Source organism: Streptomyces racemochromogenes (assembly GCF_044129415.1).
GTDB classification, from domain to species: Bacteria; Actinomycetota; Actinomycetes; order Streptomycetales; family Streptomycetaceae; genus Streptomyces; species Streptomyces racemochromogenes_A.
Genome location: NZ_JBBDHD010000006.1, coordinates 1 through 16630, shown reverse-complemented (window position 1 = coordinate 16630; position 16630 = coordinate 1). Strand labels below are relative to the sequence as shown.

The 16630-nt window shown below is 75.3% G+C and carries 12 protein-coding genes and 1 riboswitch; of the genes, 7 read left to right on the top strand and 5 right to left on the bottom strand.

Annotation, left to right across the window (positions count from 1 at the left end; translation table 11 throughout):
- Window positions 1-21: 21 nt before the first annotated feature.
- Entirely contained in the window at window positions 22-1050 is a 1029-nt protein-coding gene (locus tag WDV06_RS03835; RefSeq protein WP_395508163.1) for a phosphatidylinositol-specific phospholipase C domain-containing protein, read from the bottom strand.
- 194 nt (window positions 1051-1244) lie between these two features.
- Between WDV06_RS03835 and WDV06_RS03830 the strand changes: the two genes are divergently transcribed.
- A complete protein-coding gene (locus WDV06_RS03830; RefSeq protein WP_395508162.1) occupies window positions 1245-2141 on the top strand; it encodes a trypsin-like serine peptidase in 897 nt (298 codons plus the stop codon).
- A 48-nt stretch (window positions 2142-2189) separates the two neighbouring features.
- Here WDV06_RS03830 and WDV06_RS03825 read toward each other — a convergent pair whose 3' ends face one another.
- A complete protein-coding gene (locus WDV06_RS03825; RefSeq protein WP_395508161.1) occupies window positions 2190-3671 on the bottom strand; it encodes an FAD-dependent oxidoreductase in 1482 nt (493 codons plus the stop codon).
- 243 nt (window positions 3672-3914) lie between these two features.
- Here WDV06_RS03825 and cbiE point away from each other — a divergent pair, with 243 nt between their 5' ends.
- The 4 genes from cbiE to WDV06_RS03805 all read left to right on the top strand — a co-directional run bounded on the left by cbiE (window position 3915) and on the right by WDV06_RS03805 (window position 7338).
- Window positions 3915-5171 carry a precorrin-6y C5,15-methyltransferase (decarboxylating) subunit CbiE gene (gene cbiE, locus WDV06_RS03820; RefSeq protein WP_395508160.1) on the top strand — a complete coding sequence of 419 codons (1257 nt, stop codon included), beginning with the start codon at window positions 3915-3917 and terminating at the stop codon, window positions 5169-5171.
- 27 nt (window positions 5172-5198) lie between these two features.
- Window positions 5199-5948, top strand: coding sequence for a precorrin-4 C(11)-methyltransferase (gene cobM, locus WDV06_RS03815; protein ID WP_395508159.1), 750 nt, complete (start codon window positions 5199-5201; stop codon window positions 5946-5948).
- Window positions 5938-6726, top strand: a complete 789-nt coding sequence (locus tag WDV06_RS03810) for a cobalt-precorrin-6A reductase (protein WP_395508158.1) — start codon at window positions 5938-5940, stop codon at window positions 6724-6726. Before cobM ends, WDV06_RS03810 begins: the two co-directional genes overlap by 11 nt.
- Window positions 6727-6819: 93 nt before the next feature.
- Window positions 6820-7338 (top strand): hypothetical protein, encoded by a 519-nt coding sequence (locus tag WDV06_RS03805; protein ID WP_395508157.1) that lies wholly within the window; start codon window positions 6820-6822, stop codon window positions 7336-7338.
- Between the two features lie 81 nt (window positions 7339-7419).
- Here the strand turns inward: WDV06_RS03805 and WDV06_RS03800 are convergent, their stop codons facing one another.
- The 3 genes from WDV06_RS03800 to WDV06_RS03790 are packed head-to-tail and all read right to left on the bottom strand — an operon-like array spanning window position 7420 to window position 10846.
- Window positions 7420-8946: a precorrin-2 C(20)-methyltransferase gene (locus WDV06_RS03800; protein WP_395508156.1), complete on the bottom strand. Its 1527-nt coding sequence runs from the start codon at window positions 8944-8946 to the stop codon at window positions 7420-7422.
- Window positions 8943-9590 (bottom strand): precorrin-8X methylmutase, encoded by a 648-nt coding sequence (locus tag WDV06_RS03795; RefSeq protein WP_395508155.1) that lies wholly within the window; start codon window positions 9588-9590, stop codon window positions 8943-8945. Before WDV06_RS03795 ends, WDV06_RS03800 begins: the two co-directional genes overlap by 4 nt.
- Window positions 9587-10846, bottom strand: coding sequence for a cobalamin biosynthesis protein CobG (locus tag WDV06_RS03790; RefSeq protein ID WP_395508154.1), 1260 nt, complete (start codon window positions 10844-10846; stop codon window positions 9587-9589). Before WDV06_RS03790 ends, WDV06_RS03795 begins: the two co-directional genes overlap by 4 nt.
- A 335-nt stretch (window positions 10847-11181) precedes the next feature.
- A riboswitch (cobalamin riboswitch) is annotated at window positions 11182-11260 on the top strand.
- Between the two features lie 53 nt (window positions 11261-11313).
- Here WDV06_RS03790 and cobN point away from each other — a divergent pair.
- The gene (gene cobN, locus WDV06_RS03785; protein ID WP_395508153.1) at window positions 11314-14934 is read left to right on the top strand and encodes a cobaltochelatase subunit CobN; all 3621 of its coding nucleotides are present in this window, start codon (window positions 11314-11316) and stop codon (window positions 14932-14934) included.
- A 150-nt stretch (window positions 14935-15084) separates the two neighbouring features.
- Window positions 15085-16630, top strand: a 1546-nt coding sequence (locus WDV06_RS03780; RefSeq protein ID WP_395508152.1) for a terpene synthase family protein, incomplete at its 3' end; no start/stop codon positions are given.

The window sequence follows — 16630 nt, the reverse complement described above, 5'->3', positions numbered from 1 at the left end:
GTCGCCGTGCGGCCGGAAGGCTCAGCCGCGGGGCAGGACGGTGGAGAGGACCGCGGGCAGGGGGTACCAGTCCGCGGAGGTGATCGAGGCGTGGTGGCCCGCCATCAGGGCCACCCGGTCGCGGGCCTGGGCCTCGGTGGGGTGGACCGCGTCGATCGCCGGGGCGACGTTCTGGGCGTCCGTGGCGATCAGGAGGTAGTGGTTGCGGTCGTACCAGGACGTGTCGATCGTGCCCGAGGCGTAGGCTGCCGCGTCGCCGTCGAAGACCACGAACCAGGGGCGCAGGGCCGGGTCCGCGTAGCGGTTGCGGGGGTCGCCCGGTTCGGCGCGGTGGACCGCGGGGAAGGCGGCGGCCGTGGCGAGGTGGGTGCGCAGGTGCTCGGCGTACTCGCGGTCCGTCCAGAGCTTGTCCGCCGCGTTGCCCTCCTCGACCGTGCCGGGGATGAGTTCGACGAGGAACGTGCCCGCCATCTGCGCGCGGGTCGGCCAGGCGTCGGCGCGGGCGGCCGAGTCGAGGTCCGGGCGGCCGGCGGCGAGCCGGCCCGGGGTGTAGAGGGCGTCGCCGAGCTTCGCGGTGAGGAGGCTGTCGAGGGCGGCGGGGCCGCGGCCCAGGTTCGCGGCGAAGCCGTCCTTCAGTTCCAGCTTCAGGACGATCGGACGGTGCCCGGGGTGGGCGTCGTGCCAGCTGCGGATGTCGGAGAGGCAGCCCGCGAGGTTCTGGTCGCGGGACTTCGTGCGCAGCTGGGCCGGGGTGGTGGCGTTCTCGCAGTTGCTGTTGTTGCCGAACGGGTTGTCGTGGGAGACGCGCCAGCCGCTGCCGAAGAAGTTGGTCCAGACGTCCAGCTCCAGCATCGCGGCGCCCGAGTCCAGGGCGTCCGCGAGATAGGGGTACTTGGTCTTCTCGTAGGCGTTGTGCACGCCCACTCCGGTGGACGCGGAGTAGCGCAGATCGCCGGTCGAGGCCGTGGCGGGGCCGGCGGACACGGCGAGGGCCGCGAGGGCCGCGGTCAGCAGGGCGGCTGCCGCGCGGAGACGGGTGCGGATGGGCATGGGTGGGTGGCTCCCCTGGTTACCGATGGGTAAGGCGCCTGGAGCGTAGGGGAGTCGGGTGAAGAGGGGAAGGCCCGGGGATGGCCGTACGGGGTGCGGTGTGAGGAGGGGCACGTTCCGGCCGGGAACCCGCGGCGGCCGCCGCCCGTTCCGGGGGTTGACGGGTGGTCCTCGGCGGTGGCGGGAGTGGCGCGATGACGGGCAGGGCCGTACGGGTCTGCGTGCTGGCCGGGGTGTGCTGCGCCCTGGTGGCCGCCGGGGTCGCCTTCGGCCTGGGCCGGATGGGGACCCTCGCCCGGGGGGACGGCGAGCAGGGGCGGTACGTACAGGACGCCGCGCTCGCCGACGAGGCCGCCGCCGGAGTCCTGGAGAAGCTCGTCGAAGGCGGCCCGCGGGCGGAGCCGCCCGTACGGGGCTTCGCCGAGGGCGACTGGAAGCCCTCCGACCCGCTGGAGGCGCGGGACGTGCCCGCGGAGCCCGCGATCGGGGCGCTGTTCTCCCCCGGCCCGGACTGGGACGACGACCACCACTGCTCCGGGAGCGTGGTGCACTCCGCCGGCGGGGACCTCGTCGTCACCGCCGCCCACTGCGTGTACGCCGGCGGGTTCCGGAACAACCTGGCCTTCGTGCCGGGGTACGAGGAGGGGAAGGCGCCCTACGGGGTGTGGGTGCCCACCCGGATCGACGTGGACCCGCGCTGGGTGCGGGACTCCGACCCCGATGTCGACGTGGCCTTCATACGGGTGCGCCGCGCCGGGCACCCCGGGCAGCGGCTGGAGGACGTCACGGGGGCGCACCCCGTCGCCTTCGGCCGGCAGCTGCCGGTCCCGGCCCGGCTGGTGGGGTATCCGAACGACAGCGAACGGCCGCTGGGCTGTTCCGGGACGGCCGTGGCCGACGGGCCGACCCAGCTGCGCTTCGACTGCGCGGACGTCCCCAACGGGACCAGCGGCGGTCCCGTGCTGAGCGCCGGGAACACCCTGATCGGGGTCATCGGCGGACGGGACGGCGGCGGGGACGAGACCACCTCGTACAGCAGCTGCTTCGGGGACCGCGTACGGGCGTTGTACGAGCGGGCCGCGCGCGGCTGACGACAGGCCCAGACCCCGCGCGGCGGCCGGGCCCCGTACGGCCGGTTCCTACCCCGCGTGGTGGGGCGGGTAGGGCGGGGCGTCGGGGGCGGTGGGCAGGCGCCACTTCGACAGGACGCGGAGCACGGTGCCGGGCGCGAGGAGGGTGTTCGGCGGGGCGGACAGGGACAGGACCCCGAAGAACGGGCCCGAGATGGCCGGGTCCGTGTTGGCGCCGGCCATCACGCGGGACATGTACCGCTGGAGGACGCGCGTCGCCCGGTCGGGTGGCGGGCCCTCGGTCCAGGGGTAGCGGAGGTCCTCGCTCGTGGCGATCTGCCAGGCGACGGCGGCGGCCTCCGCCGTACGCCGCTGGAGGGCGCGGGCCTCGGCGGGGACGCGGTGGGCGGGCAGGCCGGCCAGGGCCGAGTCCAGGGCGTGCGCGGCGCCGGCGGCGACGCTCATGCCGTGGCCGTACACGGGGTTGAAGCGGCAGGCGGCGTCACCGACGACGAGGAGCCCCTCGGGCCAGCGGTCCATCCGCTCGTAGTGGCGCCACTCGTTGGCGGTGGCCCGGAACCCGGTCGGTTCGGACAGCGGTTCGGCGTCGCGGATGGCCTCGTAGAGGGCGGGGCTGCGCAGGCTGCGGGCGAACTCCAGGAACTCCGGGTCCCTGGTGGGCGGGACGTGCTCCCCGTTGCCGAGGAGGGTGACCAGCCAGCTGCCGTCCTCCTGCGGCACCAGCACGCCGCCGCGCGGGCTCTCGGGGCGGCCCTGGACGTACATCCCCCGCCAGCGGCGCGCCACCGGCCCGGCCTGCGGGGCTTCGGGCGGGGCGTAGGCGCGGCTGGCATAGCCGAGGTGGGAGTCGTACCGGGTGACCTCGGGGGCCGGATAGCCGAGGGCGGCGAGCCAGGCGGGCGCCTTGGAGGTGCGGCCGGTGGCGTCGACCACGAGACGGGCGGCCAGCGGGGCGCGGTCGCGCAGCGTCACCCCGGTGACCGCACGGCGGTCCGGGCCGGCGACGAGCCCGGTCACGGCCCGGCCTCCCAGCACCTCGATGCGGCGGTCGCGGCGCACGGCCCGGCGCAGCGTCCAGTCGAGCAGCTGACGGCTCCCGACCAGCATCCTGGCTCCGGGAACGGGCTGGAACCAGTCGGCCGGGCTCAGCCAGAGGAAGTCGCGCGGCGACTCCAGGAGGACCGCGCCCGCCCCGGTCAGCTCGGCCGTGATCCCCGGGAGCAGCCGCTCCATGACCTCGATGCCGCGCGACCACAGGACGTGCACGTGCCGGGACTGCGGTACGCCGGGCCGGAAGCCGGGGCCGTCGTCGGGGAGTCCGTCCCGTTCCAGCACCGTCACGCGGGGGAAGTACCCCGCGAGGACCCGGGCCGTCAGCAGCCCGGCCGGTCCGGCGCCGAGGACCACCGCGTGGTCGTGGCCCTCGTCGTCGGGGCCGCTGCCTTCGCCGTCCGGGGGGCGGGGGCCCGTGCCGGGGCGCGTGTGGGCGTCGTCCGAGCCGGCTGGGTGGTTGTCCGGAGTGTCGTCCATCGTCCGAGTGTGGTGCGGCCGGCGCGGGCCCGGGCAGGTTCCCTCCGGGGCGGACGGGGGCGTGGCGGGGGCGGACGGGGGCACGCCGGGGGACGGGGCCCGCCGGGGGTGGCGGCGGGTGTGCGGTCACCGCGCCGGGGGGCGTCGTCGCCGGTCACCCCTGGCACGGGAGGCGGGGCCGCACCCCAGTAAGCTGCGGGTCCGTCCCGCGCGTCCGCCCTCTCCCGTTCCCGAGGTACCGCAGTGAGCTCCGCAGCACCCCCCATAGCCGTGGCGGTCGTCGGCCTCGGGGCCGACGGCTGGACCGGGCTCACCGCCGCCGCCCGGGACGCGCTGTCCGGCGCCGAGGTGCTGATCGGCGGGCCCCGGCAGCTGGACCTGCTCCCGGCCGGCGCCTGCGCCGGGCTGCGGGTGGCGTGGCCGAGCCCGCTGCGCCCCGCCGTGCCGAAGCTGATGGCCGAGCACGCCGGGCGTCGGGTCGCGGTACTGGCCAGCGGAGACCCGATGTTCTACGGGATCGGCCGCGCCCTCGCCGAGGAGCTGGGCCCGGACGCGCTGCACGTCCATCCGCACCCCTCCTCCGTCTCGTACGCCTGCGCCCGGCTGGGCTGGCCGGTGGAGGACACCGAGGTGGTGACCGTGGTCGGACGGCCGGTGGCCCGGGTGGCGGCCGCGCTGCACGAGGGGCGGCGGGTACTGGTGCTGAGCGCCGGAGCGGGGACCCCGGACGCGATCGCCGCCCTGCTGCGGGAGAGGGGCTTCGGACCGAGCCGGATGCGGGTCCTCGAACAGCTCGGCTCCGAGCGCGAGGACGCGTACGAGGGCACCGCGGCCGACTGGCGGCGCGAGCCCGGCGATCCCCTCAACGTGGTGGCCGTGGAGTGCCGGCGGGATCCGGGCACGGCGGTCCCCCGGCTCGGCGCCACCCCCGGGCTGCCCGACGCCGCGTACGAGCACGACGGCCAGCTGACCAAGCGCCACGTCCGCGCCGCGACCCTCTGCGCGCTGGCCCCCGCCCCCGGTGAGCTGCTGTGGGACATCGGCGGCGGCTCGGGTTCGATCGGCATCGAGTGGATGCGCACGCACCCCTCCTGCCGCGCCGTGGCCGTCGAGCGCGTCCCCGAGCGGGCGGCACGCATCACCCGCAACGCGGCGGCCCTCGGCGTCCCGGGCCTGCGCGTGGTCGTCGGCGCGGCCCCGGCGGCGCTGGACGGACTGGCCGCGCCCGACGCGGTGTTCATCGGCGGCGGGCTCACCGCGCCGGGGCTGCTGGACGCCGCCTGGGCGGCGCTGGCGCCGGGCGGACGGCTGGTCGTCAACACCGTGACGCTGGAGTCGGAGGCGGTCCTCGCCGCACAGCACCGGCGCCACGGCGGCGAACTGGTGAAGCTGGCCGTCGCGCACGCCGTGCCGGTCGGCGGCTTCACGGGCTGGCGGCAGGCGATGCCCGTCACGCAGTGGTCCGTGACGAAGCCGCCGCAGCGGACCGAGACTCCGTGACGAAGCCGAAGACCCAAGGAGACTGACATGACCGTGTACTTCATCGGCGCGGGCCCCGGCGCCGCCGACCTGATCACCGTACGCGGTGCCCGTACCCTCGCCGCCGCCCCCGTCTGCCTCTACGCGGGCAGCCTGGTCCCGCGTGAGCTGCTCGACGAGTGCCCCGAAGGGGCCCGGCTGGTCGACACCTCGCAGCTGAACCTCGACGAGATCATCGCCGAGTGCGTACGGGCCCACGCGGCGGGCCTGGACGTGGCGCGGCTGCACTCCGGCGACCCCTCCATCTTCAGCGCCGTCGCCGAGCAGATGCGGCGCCTCGACGCGGCCGGCATCCCCTACGACGTCGTCCCGGGGGTGCCGGCGTTCGCGGCGGCGGCGGCCTCGCTCAAGCGGGAGCTGACCGTCCCCACCGTCGGCCAGACCGTGATCCTCACCCGGATCGCCCAGCAGGCCACGCCGATGCCGCCCGGTGAGGACCTGGCCACGCTCGGCCGCAGCGGCGCCCTGCTGGTGCTGCACCTGGCCACCCGCTACGTGGACCGGGTCGTGGACGAACTGCTGCCGCACTACGGGGCCGAGTGCCCGGTGGCGGTGGTGGCGATGGCCAGCCGTCCCGACGAGCTGATCCTGCGCGGAACCCTCTCCGACATCGCGGGGCAGGTGAAGGAGGCGGGGCTGGTGCGCACCGCCGTGATCGTGGTGGGCCGGACGCTGGGCGCGGAGCAGTTCCGCGACAGCCACCTCTACTCCCCCGAGCGCGACCGGCATGTCTGCTGATCCGGCCGTCCCGGCGGGCCGGGCGGGGCACGTCCTGATCCTGGGCGGTACGACCGAGGCCCGCCGGCTGGCGGAGGCGCTGGCACGGGAGCCCGCGTACGCGTCCTCGTACCGGGTGACGAACTCCCTCGCGGGCCGGGTCGGCTCGCCGGTGCTCCCGCCGGGCGAGACCCGGATCGGCGGTTTCGGCGGGGTCGAGGGGCTGGCGGGCTGGATCACGGCGCACGGGGTCACCCACGTGGTGGACGCCACGCACCCGTTCGCGGAGCGGATGAGCTTCCACGCGGCCGGGGCGGAGGCGCTCACGGGCGTGCCGACGCTGGCGCTGCGCCGGCCCGGCTGGACCCCGGGGCCGGGCGACGCCTGGACCTTCGCCGACGACCTCGCGGGGGCGGCCGCCGTGCTGCCCTCGCTGGGCGGGCGGGCGTTCCTGACCACCGGCCGGACGGGCCTGCACTCCTTCGCGCACCTCACCGGCACCTGGTTCCTGGTGCGTTCGGTCGACCCGCCGCAGGGGCCGGTGCCGCCGCGGATGGAGACGCTGCTGGCACGCGGCCCGTTCGGGCTGGCGGAGGAACGGGAGCTGATGGCCCGTCACCGCATCGACGTACTGGTCACCAAGGACAGCGGCGGCGAGGCGACGGCACCCAAGCTCACCGCGGCCCGCGAGGCGGGGATCCCGGTCCTGGTCGTGCGCCGCCCGCCGGTGCCGCGGGGTGTGGCGTGCGCGGAGTCGGTGGAGGCGGCCCTGCGCTGGCTCGGCGGCACGCGGCGGTGACGTCGCAGGGCGGGCGCGTGTGCGGGAACCCCTGGTGGCGGGCCGGAAAAGGGAGGCGGTGAACCTTTCCGGTCACAGCACTAGGCTGGAGGAATGCGGATACGTCACCCCCTCGTCCTCGCCCTGGTCCTCGCCGCCGTGTCGCCGCTCGTCGCGGGGTGCGGTGGGAGTGCGGCGCCCGAGGCCAAGGGCTGGGAGCCCAGCGACGCGCTCCAGCGGGCCGACGAGAGCCTGGCGAAGGGCGTCACGGACGGCGCCCGGGTGACGATGCGGGGGACGGGCTTCCTCAAGTCCGGGATGGAGAAGGTGCTGGAGACCGGCGGGGAGCGCCCGTACCGCTTCGACATCGCCTGTGACAGCGAGGAGAGCTCCCGGGTCACCCTGCTGCTGTCCCGTGAAGGCGGCCCGGGGGACCGTTCGTTCGACGTGTCGTGCACGGCCGGTGAGGTCACCCGGCTGAACCTCCCGCCGGGTTCGGCGCCGACCGCGCACATCGACCCCGCGCCGCAGGACGACTCACCGCCGGCCGGGGTGCTGTCGTGGCAGCTGCTCATGGTCGACCCGTCGACGGTCCAGGGCTGCCCGGACGCCTACGCGGGCTGCCCGGGCTGAACGGCGCCGGCCGGACGCGGCGGCGGCCCGCACCGGGTGTGCCCGGGGCGGGCCGCCGCGCTCAGCGCGCGGCCCGCGCGGTCACGGGTACCGGCGCGGGGTCCACGTCACCCGGGACCCGTCGGCCCGCTCGGTCACCCGGGTCTGCGAGGACCCGATCAGCAGGATCGTCCGCATGTCCACCTCGGACGGCTCCAGTTCGCCCAGCGTGACGATCCGCACCGACTGCTCCGGCCCGCCCACGTCCCGCGCCACCACCACCGGGGTCTGCGGCGCGCGCAGCTCCAGCAGCAGCTCCTTCGCCTGGGCCACCTGCCAGGTCCGGCTGCGCGAGCCCGGGTTGTACAGGGCGAGCACCAGGTCGGCCGCGGCGGCCGCGCGCAGCCGCTCCGCGATGACCTCCCACGGCTTGAGCCGGTCGGAGAGGGAGACGGTGGCGTAGTCGTGGCCCAGCGGGGCGCCGGCCGCGGCGGCCGCCGCGTTGGCCGCCGTCACCCCGGGCAGCACCCGTACGGGCACGTCCGCGTACGGGGCCTGCCCGGCCACTTCCAGGACGGCGGTGGCCATCGCGAAGACGCCGGGGTCGCCCCCGGACACCACGGCCACCCGCTTGCCGCGGCGGGCGAGGTCGAGGGCGAACTCGGCGCGCTCGGACTCCACCTTGTTGTCGGAGCCGTGCCGCACCTGGCCCGGCTTGACCGGCACCCGGTCCAGGTACGTGGTGTACCCGACCAGCACCTCGGCGTCGGCCAGCGCCCGCTTCGTCTCCGGGGTCAGCCACAGCGGTCCGGCCGGGCCGGTGCCGACGACGGCGACCTCGCCGGGCCCCGACGGCACGCTGCCCGGGTTCCCGATCCGGCTGGGCACGACGGCGACGGCGAAGTACGGGACGCTGTCGGGGTCGGTGTCGGCCAGGACCCCGGTGCGTTCGCCCTCCATCGTGGCGCGTTCGACGTAACGGGCCTCCGCGAGGCGGCCGCTGCCCTCCATGGCCCGCCGGACGGCGGGGAAGGTACGGCCGAGCTTCATGACGACCGCCGAGTCGGTGGCGGCCAGGCGGGCGGTGAGCTCCTCCTCCGGCAGGGTGCCGGGCAGGATGGTCAGCACCTCCTCGCCCTCCACCAGCGGGGTGCCGAGCCGGGCGGCGGCGGCGCTGACCGAGGTGACGCCGGGGATGACCTCGGCCTCGTAGCGGTCGGCGAGCCGCTTGTGCATGTGCATGTAGGAGCCGTAGAAGAGCGGGTCGCCCTCCGCGAGCACGGCGACGGTCCGGCCGGCGTCGAGGTGCGCGGCGAGGCGGGCGGCGGAGGCCTCGTAGAACTCCTCCATCGCGCCCTGGTAGCCGCCGGGGTGGTCGGTGGTCTCGGTGGTGACCGGGTAGACCAGCGGCTCCTCGACATGGTCGGCGCGCAGGTGCTTCGCGGCGATCGAGCGGGCGATGGAGCGGCCGTGGCGGGCGCTGTGGTACGCGACGACGTCCGCCTGCGCGATCACCTCGACGGCCCGCAGGGTCATCAGGGACGGGTCGCCGGGCCCGAGCCCGACCCCGTAGAGCTTGCCCTTCACCCGGGCCTGGTCCTGGTCCTGGTGCTGCTGCGCCTCGCTCATTCTTCCTCGCTCGCGATCGCGTTGACCGCGGCGGCCGCGATGGCGCTGCCGCCGCGCCGGCCCCGCACGATCAGGTGGTCGAGGCCCGAGGGGTGGGCGGCCAGGGCGTCCTTGGACTCGGCGGCCCCGATGAATCCCACGGGGACGCCGATGACGGCGGCGGGGCGCGGAGCGCCCTCCTCGATCATCTCCAGCAGCCGGAACAGCGCGGTCGGGGCGTTGCCGACGGCGATGACGGAGTTCTCCAGGAGCCCGCGGTCGCGCCAGACTTCGAGGGCGGCGGCGCTGCGGGTGGTGCCCAGCTTCGCCGCGAGGGCCGGTACGGCCGGGTCGGAGAGGGTGCAGACCACCTCGTTGCCGGCGGGCAGCCGCTTGCGGGTGACGCCGCTGGCGACCATCTGGACGTCGCACAGGATCGGCGCGCCGGCGTGCAGGGCGGCGCGGGCCCGCAGGACGACCTCGGGGGTGTAGCCGAGGTCCTGGGGGAGGTCGGTCATGCCGCAGGCGTGAATCATGCGCACCGCGACCTGCGCGACGGAGGCGGGCAGCCCGGAGAGGTCCGCCTCGGCGCGGATCGTGGCAAAGGACTGGCGGTAGATCGCGGCGCCGTCCTTCTCGTACTCGAACACGGTGTACTCGCTCATTTCTTCACTGCGGCTTCGGTTGTTATGGGGGTGGTGCGTGCGGCCGTGAGGGTGGCCGCGAGGTCTGCGTGCGGGACGGGCCGCGCATCGAGTTCGTAGCCGTCGGGGGTGGCGACGAGGTCCACCCAGGCGGTGCCGCGCGGATGCCCGCAGCGGCGGGCGCAGCCGGACCAGTGCACGGGCAGGCCGCCGGTCGCCCGCTCCACGACGGCTCGCGCGTCGGCGCGTACGTCCGCGAGGGACTTGGCACAACCGGGCCTGCCGGTACAGGCGGTGACGGACCGCCAGGGGCTGCCGGGCCGGACCGCGAGGCCGGCCGACTCGACGCGCGCGGCGCCGTCGGCTGCCGCGCGCGGGAGGACGACGCTGCGCCACGGGGTGACGCGCAGCTCCCCCTCCCCGCCGGCGGCCTCGGCCAGGACCCGCCACTGCGCCGAGTCCAGCCGGCCGAGCGGGGGCAGTGCGCACAGTCCGGCCGCGCCCACGCGCCCGGGCCGGGGCGGTTCGGCGTACGGCCACTCCACCTCGGGCACGCGCCCGGCCGCGATCCCCGCGTCCGCCAGGCGGCGCACGAACTCGCCCTCGTCCAGGGAGTGTTCAGGGGGCAGCTCGGCGACCCGCCAGGCCCGGGTCCCGGCCGCACGGGCCGCGTCGAGGAAGTACGCGGCGGCGCACAGCGCGGCCCGCGCGGCATCGCCGGCATCGACCTCGACGGCACCGACGCCGCTCCCGAGCCGCACGAGGACCGGCCCGTCCGCTCCGCCGAGGAGGGTGACGTCGGGGTCGAGGGCGGCCACGTCCCCGCGCCCGTCGTCGAGGGCGAACAGGAACCGCCCGGACAGGTCGGCCGCCCGCGCACTGGCGCACAGCAGCCGGTCGAGTTCCCGGACCCGGTCCACGACTCGGGGACCGGCCTCCGGGGTGGCCACGATGTTGCGCACCCGCTCGTGGGACGGCGCGGGCAGCAGCCCGGCGCCGTCCAGCAGCCGCGCCAGCCCGTCGCCACAGCCGTCGGCGAGGCCGCGCAGCTGGACGTTGCCGCGGGAGGTGAGTTCCAGGTGGCCGTCGCCGAACCGGTCGGCGGCGTCCGCGAGCGCGAGGGCCTGCCGGGTGGTGAGCAGCCCGCCGGGGATGCGGACGCGCGCCAGGTACCCGTCGTCGGCGGCGTGCAGCCGCAGCGCGCCGGGGCAGGCGTCGCCGCGGTCACGTATGACGGGTTCGTCCCGCGATGCGGCGGAAGGGGGCTGGGGCGGCATGGCCGCGAGCATACCCACGATTCCCCGCCCCCGACCTGTGTCCGTCGCCACCCCGACCAGGGGATCCCCGACGGACCACGCGGCCGGATCCGGCCCCGCCGGCGTTTGAGGCGCGGGGTCCGGGGCAGAGCCCCGGCGAAGGACCCGCACCCGACAACTCCGCTGCCGGTCTGCCCGTCCCGCCCCCTCCGGGCCCCGGATCGGGCAGAGCCCCGGCAGCGGCGCCGCACCGGACCGGCCCCACCCCGACCCCACCTCCCGGCCAGGGAAAGGGCCACCTAAGATGACCTTCCGGCGGACCACTCGGCCCGTCACCGCCGAGGACGGCGACATGGGAGGAAGCCCGGTGCGATTCCGGCGCGGTCCCGCCACTGTGAGCCCCGCGGAGCGATCCGCGGGGTGAGTCAGGAACTCCCGCTGTCCTCACTGCCCGGGGCGCGGAAACCCCGAGGAAGGCCTGCCGCCGCATGATCCTGCTGCTGTCGACGTCCGACACCGATCTGCTCAGCGCCCGCGCCGCGAACACCGCCGACGGCCCCGTGCCGTACCGGTTCGCGAACCCCTCCCGCCTCCCCCTCGACGACCTCCCCGGCCTGCTCGACGGCGCCGAACTGGTCGTCGTACGCCTCCTCGGCGGCCTGCGCGCCTGGCAGGACGGCCTCGACGTGCTCCTCGCCCCGGGCCAGACCCGCCCCGTGGTGGTCCTGACCGGCGAACAGGCCCCGGACGCCCAGCTGATGGAGGCCTCCACGGTCCCGATCGGCATCGCCGCGGAGGCCCACCGCTACCTCGCGCACGGCGGCCCGGCCAACCTCGACCAGCTGGCCCGTTTCCTCTCCGACACGGTCCTGCTCACCGGCCACGGCTTCGAGCCCCCGGCCGCCTCCCCCACCTGGGGCCCCCTGGAGCGCCCCGCCACCGAGGCCACCGGCCCGCAGGTGGCGGTGCTCTACTACCGCGCCCACCAGATGAGCGGCAACACCGCCTTCGTGCACGCCCTCTGCGACGCCATCGAGGCCAAGGGCGGCCGTCCCCTCCCCCTGTACGTCTCCTCCCTGCGCACCCCGGAGCCGGAGCTGCTCCAGGCCCTGGAGGCGGCGGACGCCATCGTCACCACCGTCCTGGCCGCCGGCGGCACCCGCCCCGCCACCGCCTCCGCGGGCGGGGACGACGAGTCCTGGGACGCGGGCGCGCTGGCCGGGCTCGGCGTGCCGATCCTCCAGGCCCTCTGCCTGACCGGCTCCCGCAGCAACTGGGAGGAGAACGACGAGGGCCTGTCCCCCCTCGACGCCGCCACCCAGGTCGCCGTGCCCGAGTTCGACGGCCGGCTGATCACCGTGCCGTTCTCCTTCAAGGAGATCGACGAGGACGGCCTGCCCGCCTACGTGGCCGACGCGGAGCGCGCCTCGCGCGTGGCCGGCATCGCCGTGCGCCACGCCCGCCTGCGCCACATCGCACGCGCGGACAAGCGGATCGCCCTCGTCCTCTCCGCGTACCCCACGAAGCACTCCCGCATCGGCAACGCGGTCGGCCTCGACACCCCGGCCAGCGCCGTGGAGCTGCTGCGCCGGCTGATCGCCGAGGGCTACGACTTCGGCCCCGTGGAGGAGATCCCCGGCCTGGTCTCCGGTGACGGCGACGAGCTGATCCGCGCCCTGATCGAGGCGGGCGGCCACGACCAGGACTGGCTCACCGAGGAGCAGCTGGCCCGCAACCCGGTCCGCATCCCGGCCGCCGACTACAAGCGCTGGTTCGCCGAACTCCCGGCGGCCCTCCGCGAAAGCGTCGAGGAGCACTGGGGCGAGGCCCCGGGCAACATGTTCGTGGACCGCTCCGCCAACCCCGAGGGCGACATCGTCCTGGCGGCCCTGCGGCGCGGGAACCTCCTCATCCTGATCCAGCCGCCGCGCGGCTTCGGCGAGAACCCGATCGCGATCTACCACGACCCGGACCTGCCGCCCTCGCACCACTACCTGGCCGCGTACCGCTGGATCCAGGCGGCCGCGGCGGACGGCGGCTTCGGCGCCGACGCGATGATCCACCTGGGCAAGCACGGCAACCTGGAGTGGCTGCCCGGCAAGAACGCGGGCCTGTCCGCCTCCTGCTCCCCCGACGCGGCCCTCGGCGACCTGCCCCTGGTCTACCCCTTCCTGGTCAACGACCCGGGCGAGGGCACCCAGGCCAAGCGCCGGGTGCACGCGACCCTGGTCGACCACCTGGTCCCGCCGATGGCGCGCGCCGAGTCGTACGGCGACATCGCCCGCCTGGAGCAGCACCTGGACGAGTACGCCCAGATCAGCTCCATGGACCCCTCCAAGCTCCCCGCGATCCGCGCCCAGATCTGGACCCTGATCCAGGCCGCGAAGCTCGACCACGACCTGGGCCTGGAGGAGCGCCCGGACGACGACGGCTTCGACGACTTCCTCCTCCACGTCGACGGCTGGCTGTGCGAGGTCAAGGACGCCCAGATCCGCGACGGCCTGCACGTCCTGGGCGGCGCCCCGACCGGTGAGGCCCGGGTCAACCTGGTCCTGTCGATCCTGCGCGCCCGCCAGATCTGGGGCGGCACCTCCGCCCTGCCGGGCCTGCGCGAGGCCCTCGGCCTCGACGAGTCGGCGGCCACCCGCACCGCGGCCGACACCGTCGAGGAGACGGCCCGCGCCCTGGTCCAGGCGATGGAGGACGCGAACTGGGCCCCGGAGGCGGTCGCCTCGACCGCGGCGGGCCACCCCCGGGCCGTCGCCGACATCCTCACCTTCGCCGCGACCGAGGTCGTCCCCCGCCTGGCCGGCACCACGGACGAGATCGCCCACGTCGTCCGCGCCCTGGACGGCGGCTTCGTCCCGGCCGGCCCGTCCGGCTCCCCGCTCCGCGGCCTGGTCAACGTCCTCCCGACGGGCCGCAACTTCTACTCCGTCGACCCCAAGGCCGTCCCGTCCCGCCTCGCGTGGGAAACGGGCCAGGCCCTGGCCGACTCCCTCCTGGCCCGCTACCGCGCGGACCACGACGACGAGTGGCCCGCCTCGGTCGGCCTGTCCCTCTGGGGCACGAGCGCGATGCGCACGGCCGGCGACGACGTGGCGGAGGCCCTGGCCCTCCTCGGCGTCCGTCCGGTCTGGGACGAGGCCTCGCGCCGCGTGACAGGCATCGAGGCCATCCCCCTCTCCGAACTCGCCCGCCCCCGAATCGACGTGACCCTGCGCATCTCGGGCTTCTTCCGCGACGCGTTCCCGCACGTCATCGGCCTCCTCGACGACGCGGTCCGCCTGGCGGCCTCCCTGGACGAACCGCACACCGAGAACTTCGTCCGGGCGCACGCCCAGGCCGACCTCGCCGCCCACGGCGACGAACGCAAGGCCACCACCCGCATCTTCGGCTCCCGCCCGGGCACCTACGGCGCGGGCATCCTCCAGCTGATCGACTCCCGCGACTGGCGCACCGACGCCGACCTCGCGGAGGTCTACACGGTCTGGGGCGGCTACGCCTACGGCCGCGGCCTCGAAGGACGGCCCGCCCGCACGGAGATGGAGACGGCCTACAAGCGCATCACGGTCGCCGCGAAGAACACGGACACCCGCGAGCACGACATCGCGGACTCGGACGACTACTTCCAGTACCACGGCGGCATGGTGGCCACGGTCCGCGCCCTGCGCGGCACGGCCCCCGAGGCCTACATCGGCGACTCCACCCGCCCGGAAACGGTCAAGACCCGCACCCTGGTGGAAGAGACCAGCCGCGTCTTCCGCGCCCGCGTCGTCAACCCCAAGTGGATCGAGGCGATGCGCCGCCACGGCTACAAGGGCGCCTTCGAACTCGCGGCGACGGTCGACTACCTCTTCGGCTACGACGCCACGACCGGCGTCGTGGCGGACTGGATGTACGACAAGCTCACGGAAACGTACGTCCTCGACCCCACCAACCGCGCCTTCCTGGAGGAGGCCAACCCCTGGGCCCTCCACGGCATCGCGGAACGCCTCCTGGAGGCCGAGTCCCGCGGCATGTGGGAAAAGCCGGACCCCCAGATCCTCGAATCCCTCCGCCAGGTCTACCTGGACACGGAGGGCAACCTGGAGGCGGAGGCGGAATAGCCCGGCCGGGAACGCGGCGGGCTTCACCTGCTTCACCTGATGGGGTGAAATCCGCCATGTCCCCGGGGTGGCGGGGGTAGGGCAGTGCTGATCTCGTGCGGGGGCCGGGTCGGCCGGGCCCCGTGACCCGGACGAAAGGCCCGCCCCGCCGTGACGCAGCAGCCGTTTCACCTGCCGGAGTTCTACGTGCCGTATCCGGCGCGGCTGAACCCCCACCTGGAGGAGGCCCGGGCCCACAGCAAGCGGTGGGCCCGGGCGCTCGGGATGCTGGAGGGGTCCGGGGTGTGGGAGGAGCGGGACCTCGACTCGCACGACTACGCCCTGCTCTGCTCGTACACGCATCCGGACTGCGACGGCGAGGCGCTGTCGCTGGTCACCGACTGGTACGTGTGGGTGTTCTTCTTCGACGACCATTTCCTGGAGATGTTCAAGCGCTCCCAGGACCGCGACGGGGCCCGGGCCTACCTCGACCGGCTCGCCGCCTTCATGCCGACGGACCTGGCGGAAGGTTTCCCCGAAGCGGCCAACCCCGTGGAGGCGGGGCTCGCCGACCTGTGGGCGCGGACCGTCCCGGCCATGTCGGCCGACTGGCGGGAGCGGTTCTCGCTGTCCACGAAGAACCTGCTCGACGAGTCCATGTGGGAGCTGGCCAACATCGGCATCGGCCGCGTGGCCAACCCCCTTGAGTACATCGAGATGCGGCGGAAGGTGGGCGGGGCGCCCTGGTCCGCCGGGCTGGTGGAGTACGTGGCCGCCGAGGTGCCGGCGCGCGTGGCGCACTCGCGGCCGCTGGGCGTCCTGCGCGACGCCTTCTCCGACGCCGTGCACGTCCGCAACGACATCTTCTCCTACCAGCGGGAGGTCACCGACGAGGGCGAGCTGTCGAACGCCGTCCTGGTGCTGGAGACCTTCCTCGGCTGCTCCACCCAGGAGGCCGCCGAGATCTCCAACGACCTGATCACCTCCCGCCTCCTGCAGTTCGAGCAGACCGCGCTCGCCGAACTCCCCCCGCTCTTCGCCGACCACGCCCTCGCCCCGGACGAGATCGCGGCCGTCCTCGCCTACGTCAAGGGGCTCCAGGACTGGCAGTCCGGCGGGCACGAGTGGCACATGGTCTCCAGCCGCTACATGAACGAGGGGGCCAGGCCCACCGCCCGGCTGTCCCTGCCCTTCCTGCCGAGCGGGCTCGGTACCAGCGCCTTCGACCTGGGCTCGGTCTTCACCCGGCGGTCCATGGAGATGCGCGGCCGCTCCTTCTCCTTCACCCCCTTCGAGCACACCGGCCCCTCGGTGATCCCCGAGCTGAGCCTGCCCTTCGAGGTGTCCCTCAGCCCGCACCTCGCGCACGCGCGCGAGGGTTCGGTGGAGTGGGCCCGCAGGATGGGGCTGCTGGCTCCGCAACCCGGCGACCCGGGCTCGGTGATCTGGACCGAAGACAAGGTGCGCGGCTTCGACTTCGCCCTCTGCGCGGCGGGTATCGACCCCGACGCGACGGCCGGGGAACTGCTGCTCAGCGCGTGCTGGCTGACCTGGGGGACGTACGCGGACGACTACTACCCGCTGGTGTTCGGGCGGGCCGGGAACGTCGTGGGGGGGCCCGCCCCCCCCCCCCCCCCCCCCCCCGCTCATACCCCCCCCCCCCCCCCCGCCCCCCCCCCCCCCCGCCCCCCCCCCCCCCCCCGCCCCCCCCCCCCCC

What these genes read in the sequence shown, in the direction of transcription:
- cobM (WP_395508159.1), top strand. Translation starts at nt 5,199, where the DNA reads ATGACCGTGTACTTCATCGGCGCGGGCCCCGGCGCCGCCGACCTGATC.
- WDV06_RS03795 (WP_395508155.1), bottom strand. Translation starts at nt 9,590, where the DNA reads ATGAGCGAGTACACCGTGTTCGAGTACGAGAAGGACGGCGCCGCGATC.
- WDV06_RS03800 (WP_395508156.1), bottom strand. Translation starts at nt 8,946, where the DNA reads ATGAGCGAGGCGCAGCAGCACCAGGACCAGGACCAGGCCCGGGTGAAG.
- WDV06_RS03830 (WP_395508162.1), top strand. Translation starts at nt 1,245, where the DNA reads ATGACGGGCAGGGCCGTACGGGTCTGCGTGCTGGCCGGGGTGTGCTGC.
- WDV06_RS03835 (WP_395508163.1), bottom strand. Translation starts at nt 1,050, where the DNA reads ATGCCCATCCGCACCCGTCTCCGCGCGGCAGCCGCCCTGCTGACCGCG.
- WDV06_RS03805 (WP_395508157.1), top strand. Translation starts at nt 6,820, where the DNA reads ATGCGGATACGTCACCCCCTCGTCCTCGCCCTGGTCCTCGCCGCCGTG.
- WDV06_RS03790 (WP_395508154.1), bottom strand. Translation starts at nt 10,846, where the DNA reads ATGCCGCCCCAGCCCCCTTCCGCCGCATCGCGGGACGAACCCGTCATA.
- cobN (WP_395508153.1), top strand. Translation starts at nt 11,314, where the DNA reads ATGATCCTGCTGCTGTCGACGTCCGACACCGATCTGCTCAGCGCCCGC.
- WDV06_RS03810 (WP_395508158.1), top strand. Translation starts at nt 5,938, where the DNA reads ATGTCTGCTGATCCGGCCGTCCCGGCGGGCCGGGCGGGGCACGTCCTG.
- WDV06_RS03825 (WP_395508161.1), bottom strand. Translation starts at nt 3,671, where the DNA reads ATGGACGACACTCCGGACAACCACCCAGCCGGCTCGGACGACGCCCAC.